General features: G+C 66.4%; 11 protein-coding genes. All 11 read right to left on the bottom strand.

The annotated features are described in order from the left end of the window. Positions 1–369, bottom strand: a 369-nt coding sequence (locus ACN0T5_RS20525; RefSeq protein ID WP_417770464.1) for a DUF1045 domain-containing protein, incomplete at its 3' end; no start/stop codon positions are given. A gap of 139 nt (positions 370–508) precedes the next feature. After that, entirely contained in the window at positions 509–1,849 is a 1,341-nt protein-coding gene (gene phnE, locus ACN0T5_RS20520) for a phosphonate ABC transporter, permease protein PhnE (RefSeq protein ID WP_417770463.1), read from the bottom strand. A 2-nt stretch (positions 1,850–1,851) separates the two neighbouring features. Beyond that, positions 1,852–2,712, bottom strand: coding sequence for a phosphonate ABC transporter, permease protein PhnE (phnE, locus tag ACN0T5_RS20515; RefSeq protein ID WP_417770462.1), 861 nt, complete (start codon positions 2,710–2,712; stop codon positions 1,852–1,854). Positions 2,713–2,780: 68 nt separating this feature from the next. Further along, entirely contained in the window at positions 2,781–3,686 is a 906-nt protein-coding gene (gene phnD, locus ACN0T5_RS20510; RefSeq protein ID WP_417770461.1) for a phosphonate ABC transporter substrate-binding protein, read from the bottom strand. 73 nt (positions 3,687–3,759) lie between these two features. Further along, on the bottom strand, positions 3,760–4,611 hold the full coding sequence (phnC, locus tag ACN0T5_RS20505) for a phosphonate ABC transporter ATP-binding protein (protein ID WP_417770460.1): 852 nt from the start codon (positions 4,609–4,611) through the stop codon (positions 3,760–3,762). Between the two features lie 122 nt (positions 4,612–4,733). Continuing rightward, on the bottom strand, positions 4,734–5,360 hold the full coding sequence (locus ACN0T5_RS20500) for a DapH/DapD/GlmU-related protein (RefSeq protein WP_417770459.1): 627 nt from the start codon (positions 5,358–5,360) through the stop codon (positions 4,734–4,736). 9 nt (positions 5,361–5,369) lie between these two features. Continuing rightward, positions 5,370–6,065, bottom strand: a complete 696-nt coding sequence (gene phnL, locus ACN0T5_RS20495) for a phosphonate C-P lyase system protein PhnL (RefSeq protein WP_417770466.1) — start codon at positions 6,063–6,065, stop codon at positions 5,370–5,372. 35 nt (positions 6,066–6,100) lie between these two features. Beyond that, entirely contained in the window at positions 6,101–6,877 is a 777-nt protein-coding gene (gene phnK, locus ACN0T5_RS20490; protein ID WP_417770465.1) for a phosphonate C-P lyase system protein PhnK, read from the bottom strand. An 8-nt stretch (positions 6,878–6,885) separates the two neighbouring features. Then, a complete protein-coding gene (locus tag ACN0T5_RS20485; protein WP_417770458.1) occupies positions 6,886–7,815 on the bottom strand; it encodes an alpha-D-ribose 1-methylphosphonate 5-phosphate C-P-lyase PhnJ in 930 nt (309 codons plus the stop codon). Then, on the bottom strand, positions 7,812–8,936 hold the full coding sequence (locus ACN0T5_RS20480) for a carbon-phosphorus lyase complex subunit PhnI (RefSeq protein ID WP_417770457.1): 1,125 nt from the start codon (positions 8,934–8,936) through the stop codon (positions 7,812–7,814). The genes ACN0T5_RS20485 and ACN0T5_RS20480 overlap by 4 nt, the downstream gene beginning before the upstream one ends. Beyond that, positions 8,936–9,391, bottom strand: a 456-nt coding sequence (phnH, locus tag ACN0T5_RS20475; protein ID WP_417770456.1) for a phosphonate C-P lyase system protein PhnH, incomplete at its 5' end; no start/stop codon positions are given. The genes phnH and ACN0T5_RS20480, both read right to left, overlap by 1 nt.

Below are 9,391 nucleotides of genomic sequence, written 5' to 3'. Positions count from 1 at the left end.
ATCGGCCGCCAGCCCAATCAGCGCGTCCGCCGGGGCCGCCGGCGTCAGCGCCAGGAAGCCGTCGAGGCTGGTCACTGCCAGCGGCAGCGCCGGCAGTGGCGCCCGCGCGGCACCAAACGCATCGAGGGCGGCGACAAGGGCGCCCTCGTCAACATCCTCGCCGAGCCGGAACGGGGCCTTCAGCGGGCCGTGGAAACCGTAGCGCGCCGGCGAGGCGACGAGCGGCGCGCGGTCTTCCGCCTTGATCCCGCCGATCACAACCGGCGCCACGTCGCGGCCGAACACGCTGCGGCCAAGCCAGGCTTCGGCAGCGACAACCACCGGATGCCCGGCGGGCGGAGTGAAATAGATGGCGTAGCGCATGGTCATGCTTTCAGAAGCGTCGCGGCCCCCGCCCGGTCGGTGGAGGTGTGCCGGTAAGGTCGGGACGGGACACCGCCCGGCCTTGCCGGGTGGTCGCCTGCCGTCGGAACGGCGTGGAGGGACGAGGGAGACTCGCCACCCCAGTTTATGTCCGTGCCGTGCGGCCGATCAACAGTCCGCGCAGCCAACCCGACAGGGAATCCATCGCCATCACCATCAGCACGATCAGGATGATGTAGTAGCTGACCTCTTCCCAGTCCTTCTGGGTGTTGATCGCCTGGGTGAGCAGCAGTCCGATGCCCCCGCCGACGATCGCACCGATCACCGTGGCGCTGCGGGTGTTCGATTCCAGATAGTAGAGCACCTGGCTGAGCAGCACCGGCGTGATCTGCGGCATCACGCCGAACCGCGCCTGCTGGATCGGCGAGGCTCCGGTCGACTGCACGCCCTCGATCTGCTTGCGGTCGACGTTTTCCAGCGCCTCGGAGAACATCTTGCCGAAGGAGCCGGTATCCGTCATCAGGATCGCCAGGGAGCCGGTGAGCGGTCCCGGCCCGAAGGCACGGCTGAGAATGATCGTCCAGATCAACCCGTCGACACCGCGCACGAAGTCGAAGAACCGCCTCAGCGCGAAGCGCAGGGGCCGCGCCGGAGTGAAGTTCGACGCGGCAAGGAAGGCCAGCGGCAGCGCGACCATCGCCGCTCCCATCGTGCCGAGAAACGCCATCAGGACAGTCTCGAACAGCGCCCACGCAACATCTCCGTGACGCCACATCTGGTTGTTCCAGAAATCCGATGCCATGGCGACGATGTTCGGACGGGACGGGTCGAGACGCTCCCCGGACAGGGCCAGATGAGCAAGTTCGGAGAAGGACTTGCCGCTGAACGGGCTGTCGAGGGTGAAGAAGAACAGTTCCCAGCCGGCCTCGTAGCGGAAGGTCTCGGTGCGGTTGGCGGTCATCGAAAACCGCCCCTCCGGCGTCGTCACCGTGACACGGGCGGGCGAGGCGTTGATCCAGTCCGGAACGGTTTCCGACGGCAGTTCCAGCCGGATCCGGCGCCCATCCGGCTCGAAACGGATCGTCCCGTAGCCCGGCACGACAAAGCTGGCACCGTCCCCCTGGTAGGTCACCTCGTAGCCCTTGCCGAGATCGACGCGCGTGACGCCGTCCTGCATCGCCACCCAGTCCGGCAACCGGCCGGGCGGATAGGTGCCCTTGTTTTCGCCCTCGATGGCGACAGACACCTCCCCGGTGCGATTGTCACGGGTGACATGCGTCTTGTAGGTCCAGAAATCGGACAGAAGGATGCCGACATTGTCGATCCGCGCCTTGGCGGCAACGCCGGCAATGTCGAAGGCGAAGAAGACGTAGGTGAAATAGAGCAGGATGATCGCCGGAACCGCCAGCGCGGCGCGGCGTTTGCGGGCGAAGGAGGCGACGGCGGTCTCGCCGGGCGTGGCAGCGGATGTCTGCATGGCGGCCATTGTCAGTGCCCCTTTACCAGGCGATGGCGGTAGTGGCTGGACACCTGGTCGATGACGACGATCGTCGCAAAGAGCAGGATGAAGATGGCGACCACCTGATCGTACCGTCCCTGCCCCCACTGCATGGCCGTCTTGAGGTCATAGCCGATGCCGCCGGAACCGACGAAGCCGAGGATCGCGGAGGCACGCACGTTGATCTCGAACCGCAGCAGCGCATAGGAGAGCCAGTTGGGCGCCACCTGCGGCAGGACGCCAAGCCACATGGACTGCGACCAGTTGGCACCCGACGAAGCGAGCCCCTCGACAGGCTTCAGGTCGGCGTTTTCATTGACCTCGGAAAACAGTTTGCCGAGCGCCCCGGTCGTATGCAGCGCGATGGCGATCATCGCCGGCACGGGTCCGCCGCCGAGAATGAAGATCAGCATCAAGGCAATGACGATTTCCGGGATCGCCCGCATCGCATCCATCAGCCGGCGAAACAGCGGGATCGCACGGGGAAAACGCGCCAGTCCGCGCGTTGACAGCAGCGACAGGAACGTCGCGCCGAACGCCCCGATCAGCGTCGCCACGGCGGCGATGTTGACGGTCTCGATCAGCGAGGGGAAGAACTTGATCAAAAGGCCCGGCAGGTTTGCGGCCTTGGCGACAGCCTCCGACACCACCTCGGAGGGAAAGTCGAAAAACTGGTGCAGACCGACCCAGAAACCGCCCGCATTGCGCTCGTCGGCCAGTTGGAAACCGGAGATCATCAGCAACGCGAAGATCAGCAGCAGGATGCCGCTGTACATCTGCCGTTGACGGGCATGCAGCAGGTAGCTGGCGCGGATGTCACCAGGCGCCGTGGCGGAAGCAGTTTCGATCATCGTCGTGTCCCGAACAGGCACGGGCGGGACATGAATGCCCCGCCCGGCCGAACTGAAGGTTTTCCGGATCAGTTCGACTTTGCCTTGCGCACCGCGATGATCGTCTCGTAGGCGTCATGCGTGATCGGGGCGAAGCCGGCGGTCTCGCCGGCGGCCATGTTATAGGCGCAGTCCGGATCGTTGCCGTGCAGCTCGTTCAGGAACTTGGTGACCTTGGCCTTGACGTCGTCCGGCAGCGCGCGGCGCAGAACGATGGGACCCTCCGGGATCGGCTTGGACTTCCAGATTTCGACCAGATCGTTCATGTCGACGAGACCGGCATCGACGGCCTTGCGCAGGGCGCCGGAATTGTAGCCGTCGATCCACTCGCCCTGACCGTCGGCCCAGGTGACACCGCCGTCCACATCGCCGTTCTTCACGGCGACGATGGTCTGCTCGTGACCGCCGGTGAAGACGACCTCGCCGAAGTAGTCGCCGCTCTCCATCGTCGCGCCGGTGGCCTGCGGGATCTCGATCGACGGGATCAGGTAGCCGGACGTCGAGTTCGGATCGCCGAAGCCGAACTTCTTGCCCTTCATGTCGTCAAGCGAGGCGATGCCGCTGTCCTTGCGGGCAAAACCGATCGAGTGATACGAGAACGAACCGTCCAGGTTGGTCTTGACCAGAACGACGTCAACCGCTTCCGGGTCGGTGAGGTAGGTCTTGGCATAGGCGGACGCACCGAGCCAGGCCATGTCGATCGAGCCGCCGAGCAGGCCCTGGATCACGCCGTCATAGTCGGCCGGGGTGAAGATCTTGGTCTCGACGCCGAGCAGGTCCTGCACGTAGGCGCGAACGCATTCGTTCGACGCCAGACGGTCCTGGGCGTTCTCGCCGCCAAGCACGCCGATGCGGAATTCGGTGATCTCCTGCGCGGACGCGCCAAAGGAGAGGGTGGCGACCGCGGTGGCGGCCAGGAGGAGCTTCTTGAGCATTCGACGTCTCCTGAGAGGTCTTGTCGGTTGATTTCGAGTGTCTTCCGGCGCACCGCGCCGGAGATCCTGCGGACTATGCGGTGGCGGGAGCCGCCCGCAGCATTGCCGGGGATGGGGCAAGCACCGGAGCCGGAACCGGCCGCATCTCGATGCTGGTCGAGGTCATGGCCTCGGAGATCTCGTTTCCTTCGGCATCGGTGCCGTAGATCGCCCGAACCGCTTCGCTCGTCAGTTCGTCGGGCGAACCGTCGAAGACCACGCGCCCGCCGGCCATGCCGACGATGCGTTCGCAATAGTTGCGCGCCGTGTCGAGCGTATGCAGGTTGGTGATGACCGTGATGCCCTCGCGCTCGTTGATGTCCTTCAGCGCATCCATGACGATCTTCGCGTTGAGCGGATCGAGCGAGGCGATCGGCTCGTCGGCAAGAACCACCTTGGGCGACTGCATCAGGGCGCGCGCGATCGCGACGCGCTGCTGCTGGCCGCCGGACAGGGCTTCGGCACGCTTCTGCGCATGTTCCGCCACCCCGAGGCGCTCGAGAATGTCGATGGCGCGCAGGATGTCCGCCTTCGGAAAGAGATTGAAGACGGCGGCAAGCGTCGAACAGCCGTTGAGCGTCCCGTGCAGCACGTTGGAGACCACATCGAGACGCGGCACCAGGTTGAACTGCTGGAAGATCATCGCGCAGTCGCGGCGCCAGGCCCGCAGCGCACTGCCGTTCAGGGTCGAGACTTCGGCGCCGCGGAAAACGATACGCCCGCCATTGGGATCGACCAGCCGGTTGATCATCCGCAGAAGCGTCGACTTGCCGGCCCCTGAGCGCCCGATGACGCCGACCATCTGCCCGTCCGGGATATCGAGGGTTACCGCGTCCACGGCCGTAACGGTCCCAAATTTCCGCGTCACGCCTTCGAGCTTGAACATTCGCGCCTCAATGCTTGTGATTGAAGCCTGCGTACCTGTTATTGATGACAATGAATCTTCGGTTTGATGACAGTTTGCTGACAGACCCAAGACGTGCGAACAACATTACCCGGGTAATGTTTTCAGATACCGGGCTCATGCCGCGCCAGAAAGGCCTCTGCATCGAGTTCGCGGAAATCGTCGAGGGCGGACCGCAGCCGTTCATGGCTCCAGTCCCACCAGGCGAGCGCCTGCATCCGTTCGGCGATCTCCTTGGGAAACCGCTCGCGAATGAGCCTGGCCGGCACACCGCCGACAATGGTGTAGGGCGCGACATCGCGCGACACCACGGCGCCCGATCCGATCACCGCTCCGTCGCCGACGGTGACCCCGGGCAGGATCGTCGCCCCGTGCCCGATCCACACGTCGTGGCCGATCGTCACCTTGCCCTCGCGCCGCCAGTCGAAGAAGGCGGCTTCCCGCTCGGCATCGTCCCAGTAGTCGTTGGCCCGATAGGTGAAATGGTGCAGCGTCGCGCGCCAGGTCGGATGGTTGGTCGCGTTGATGCGCACCGAGGCGGCGATGTTTGCGAACTTGCCGATCTCGGCGCACCAGATCATGCCGTCGCGCATGATGTAGGAATAGTCGCCGAAACGGGTCTCGCTCATGGAGACCCGCTCGTCCACCTCCGTATAGCGCCCCAGTTCGCAATTCTCGATTTCCGCGCTCGGGTGGATCAGCGGCGTCGATGAAAGTCTTGTCGTCGTCATGGAGGATCCTCAGGCCGCCCGCGCTGGCGAAAAGGCACGCACGTCGATGATCCGGTCGGCCACCGCCTCGCGCACTTCCTCGTCGTGGAAGATGCCGATCTGGGCAACGCCGGCCGCTTTCTTCGCGGCGATCATGTCGATGACGATGCGCCGGTTTGCGGCGTCGAGCGAGGCCGTCGGCTCGTCGAGAAGCAGCACCGGATGGTCGGTGATGAAGCCGCGGGCGATGTTGACCCGCTGCTGCTCGCCGCCGGAGAACGTCGCCGGCGGCAACACCCACAGCCGCTCGGGCACGTTGAGCCGGGCAAGCATCTCGCCGGCCTTCTCCCGGGCCGCCCCGGCATCGGTGCCGCGCGCCACAAGCGGCTCGGCCACCACGTCGAGCGCGCCGACGCGCGGCACGGTGCGCAGGAACTGGCTGACATAACCGATCGTGTCGCGGCGCAGCGCGATCACCTGGCGCGCATCCGCATTGGCAAGGTCGATCTCGCCCTCGCCGTGACGCACGACGATATGGCCGCCGCTGACGGCGTAGTTGCCATAGAGCATCTTCATGATCGAGCTCTTGCCGGCACCCGACGGGCCGCCCAGCACGACGCATTCGCCGGCCCGGACCTCGAAGGCGGCATTCTCGACGACAGCCAGCTCGATGCCGCCCTGAAGGTGCATGCGGAACGATTTCGACAGTCCGCCCGCACGGATCATGACGCGCGCGGTGTCTTCATTTCGGTCGGTCATGGTCACACCTGCAGGATCGAGGAAACGAGAAGCTGGGTGTAGGGCGCCTGCGGATCGTCGAGCACCCGGTCGGTGAGACCGGCCTCGACCACCTGTCCGTCCTTCATCACCAGCATGCGGTGCGACAGGAGCCGCGCCACGGCAAGATCGTGGGTGACGACGATGGCCGCCAGACCGAGATCCGAGACGAGCCCGCGCAGTAGGTCGAGAAGCCGCGCCTGCACCGAGACGTCGAGCCCGCCGGTCGGCTCGTCCATGAAGACGAGGCGCGGGCCGGTGACGAGGTTGCGGGCGATCTGCAGCCGCTGCCGCATGCCGCCGGAAAAGGCGCGCGGCTGGTCGTCGATGCGGTCTTCGGCGATTTCCACCCGCTCCAGCCAGCCGGTGGCCGTCTCGCGGATGCGGCCATAGTGGCGCTCGCCGACCGCCATCAGCCGCTCGCCGACATTGGCGCCGGCCGAGACCGTCATGCGCAGCCCGTCCGCCGGGTTCTGGTGCACGAAGCCCCAGTCGGTGCGCATCAGGAGGCGGCGTTCCGCCTCGCCAAGTGCGTAAAGGTCGCGCATCTCTCCGTCGCGCATGCGGTAGCGCACGGTGCCGGCGGTCGGTTCGAGCCGCGTCGAGATGCAGTTGAGCAGCGTCGTCTTGCCGGAACCGCTCTCGCCGACGATGGCCAGCACCTCACCGGGCCACACGTCGAAGGAGACGTCGCGGCAGCCGATCCGCGCACCATAGGCCTTGGTCAGGCCGGAGACCGAGAGCAGCGGCCGCTCGTCCAGATCCATGCTCATCGCAGCGTCTCCCTGTCCGCGTCCTCGAGGCCCGTATAGGCCTCTTCCGCCGACAGGCGGCCACGATGGCCGGCAGCCCGCCGGTCCTCGCAATGATCGGTGTCGGAGCAGACGAACATCCGCCCGCCCCGGTCGTCGAGCACCACCTCGTCGAGATAGACGCCTTCGGCGGCGCAGAGCGCGCAGGGCTCGTCGAAATGCTGGATCTCGAAGGGATGGTCCTCGAAATCGAGGCTGACCACCTTCGTATGCGGCGGGATGGCGTAGATGCGCTTCTCGCGGCCCGCGCCGAAAAGCTGCAACGCCTCGCTCATGTCCATCTTCGGATTGTCGAACTTCGGCGTCGGCGAAGGGTCCATCACATAGCGGCCGGCAACCAGCACCGGATAGGCATAGGTGGTGGCGATATGGCCGTGCCGGGCGATGTCCTCGTAGAGCTTCACATGCATCAACCCGTATTCCTCGAGCGCGTGCATCTTGCGCGTCTCGGTCTCGCGCGGTTCCAGGAAGCGCAGCGGCTCGGGGATCGGCACCTGGTAGACCAGCACCTGACCGGCGGAGAGTTTCTCCTCCGGGATGCGGTGCCGGGTCTGGATGATCGACGCCGCGCCGGTCTTCGTCGTCACCGCGACATTGGCGACTTTCTGAAAGAAGGCGCGGATCGACACGGCGTTGGTGGTGTCGTCGGCGCCCTGGTCGATCACCTTCAGCGTGTCCCGGGGGCCGATGATCGAGGCCGTCACCTGCACGCCGCCAGTGCCCCAGCCATAGGGCATCGGCATCTCGCGGCTGGCGAAGGGCACCTGGTAGCCGGGGATGGCAATCGCCTTGAGGATCGCCCGGCGGATCATCCGCTTCGTCTGCTCGTCCAGATAGGCGAAATTGTAGCTGGCCAGGTCCTGGCCCATTCCGGCGCTCGCGCTCATTCGGCGGCCTCCCGTGCGGTCTCGTCGTCCTTGCGCGTGCGGGCCTCCTCGAACTCGGTCCGCAGCCGGCGGACAAGGTCAAGCTCCGCCTGGAAGTCGACATAGTGGGGCAATTTCAGATGCTCGACGAAGCCCGTCGCCTGCACGTTGTCGGCATGGGAAATGACGAATTCCTCGTCCTGGGCCGGGGCCACCCGGTCCTCGCCGAGTTCGCCGGCGCGAAGCGAACGGTCGACCAGCGCCATCGCCATCGCCTTGCGCTCGGACTGGCCGAAGACGAGGCCGTAGCCGCGGGTGAACTGCGGCGCGAGTTCGGCCGAACCGGCGAACTGGTTGACCATCTGGCACTCGGTCACGCGGATGCGCCCGAGCGCGACGGCAAAGCCGAGCTCCGGCACGTCCATCTCCACCTCGACCTCGCCGATGCGGATCTCGCCGGCGAAGGGATGGGTGCGGCCATAGCCGCGCTGGGTCGAATAGCCGAGCGCCAGCAGGAAGCCCTCGTCGCCGCGCGCCAGCGCCTGCAGGCGCAGATCGCGGGGCATCGGGAACTCCATCGGCTCACGCGTCAGGTCGCCGGAGGGCTCCTCCGGCATCTGCTCCGGATCGCCGGTGAAGGCACGCTCGATCAGATCCTCATGGGCGAGAATGTCGCTCACCCGGGTCAGCGGCTCGCCCTCGTGCTCGCGCGCCGGTGCCGGATCGACCGGCGTGTCGGCGGCGAGCCCGGGATCGAGAAGGCGGTGGGTGTAGTCGAAGGTCGGGCCGAGCACCTGTCCGCCCGGCAGGTCCTTGTATGTCGCCGAGATGCGCCGTTCGGCAACCATCTCGCCGGTTTCCAGCGGGCGCGACGCGCCAAAGCGCGGCAGCGTCGTGCGATAGGCCCGAAGCAGGAAGATCGCTTCGATCATGTCGCCGCGCGCCTGCTTGACCGCGAGCGCGGCGAGCGTCGGCGCATAGAGCGAGGCCTCGGCCATCACCCGGTCGACGGCGAGCCCGAGCTGCTCGACCAGTTGCTCGACCGTGATCGCCGGCAGCGAGCGATCGCCGCGACGCCGGTCGGCCAGCATCTTGTGGGCATTGGCGATTGCCGCCTCGCCACCCTTTACCGCGACATACATCAGTTCGCCTCCGTTTCGGATTTGCGCGAAAGCACCGTGCTGCGCGGCAGCGCCATGACGCGCGAGCCGGAAACCAGCACCACGTCGACACCGCGCGGGAAGAGCGCCCGGTTGTCCTCGCGCTCCTTCAGGAAGGTGTGCGGCAGGCCCTTCGGCGCGATCCGCGAGCGACCGAGGATGCCCGGCCCCTCGATCACGATCTCCGCGCCCCCCTCCAGCGCCTCGAGCTCGACGACCAGCGTCGTCGCCCGGTCGGGATATTCCTGGGTTCCCGCATTGAGGGCGGAGAGCGCCGGCATGTCGTTTCCGGCGGCGAAGGCAAACGCCGCCCTTGCGCTGTCGCCGATCAGCGGCGCGCCGCACTGGAAGGCAATCCAGGCGGGAACCCCCCCCCCCCGCAGAGCCTCGGGAAGCCAGGCCGGCGGGTCGGGGTCGCAAAGGGGCAGGATCAGGGC

It is taken from the genome of Stappia sp., from assembly GCF_048261845.1.
GTDB lineage: Bacteria > Pseudomonadota > Alphaproteobacteria > Rhizobiales > Stappiaceae > Stappia.
The sequence above is the reverse complement of the archived record's forward strand: the minus strand, read 5'-3'. Positions and strand labels throughout refer to the sequence as shown.

What these genes read in the sequence shown, in the direction of transcription:
- phnE (WP_417770463.1), bottom strand. Translation starts at nt 1,849, where the DNA reads ATGGCCGCCATGCAGACATCCGCTGCCACGCCCGGCGAGACCGCCGTC.
- phnE (WP_417770462.1), bottom strand. Translation starts at nt 2,712, where the DNA reads ATGATCGAAACTGCTTCCGCCACGGCGCCTGGTGACATCCGCGCCAGC.
- phnD (WP_417770461.1), bottom strand. Translation starts at nt 3,686, where the DNA reads ATGCTCAAGAAGCTCCTCCTGGCCGCCACCGCGGTCGCCACCCTCTCC.
- phnC (WP_417770460.1), bottom strand. Translation starts at nt 4,611, where the DNA reads ATGTTCAAGCTCGAAGGCGTGACGCGGAAATTTGGGACCGTTACGGCC.
- ACN0T5_RS20500 (WP_417770459.1), bottom strand. Translation starts at nt 5,360, where the DNA reads ATGACGACGACAAGACTTTCATCGACGCCGCTGATCCACCCGAGCGCG.
- phnL (WP_417770466.1), bottom strand. Translation starts at nt 6,065, where the DNA reads ATGATCCGTGCGGGCGGACTGTCGAAATCGTTCCGCATGCACCTTCAG.
- ACN0T5_RS20485 (WP_417770458.1), bottom strand. Translation starts at nt 7,815, where the DNA reads ATGAGCGCGAGCGCCGGAATGGGCCAGGACCTGGCCAGCTACAATTTC.
- ACN0T5_RS20480 (WP_417770457.1), bottom strand. Translation starts at nt 8,936, where the DNA reads ATGTATGTCGCGGTAAAGGGTGGCGAGGCGGCAATCGCCAATGCCCAC.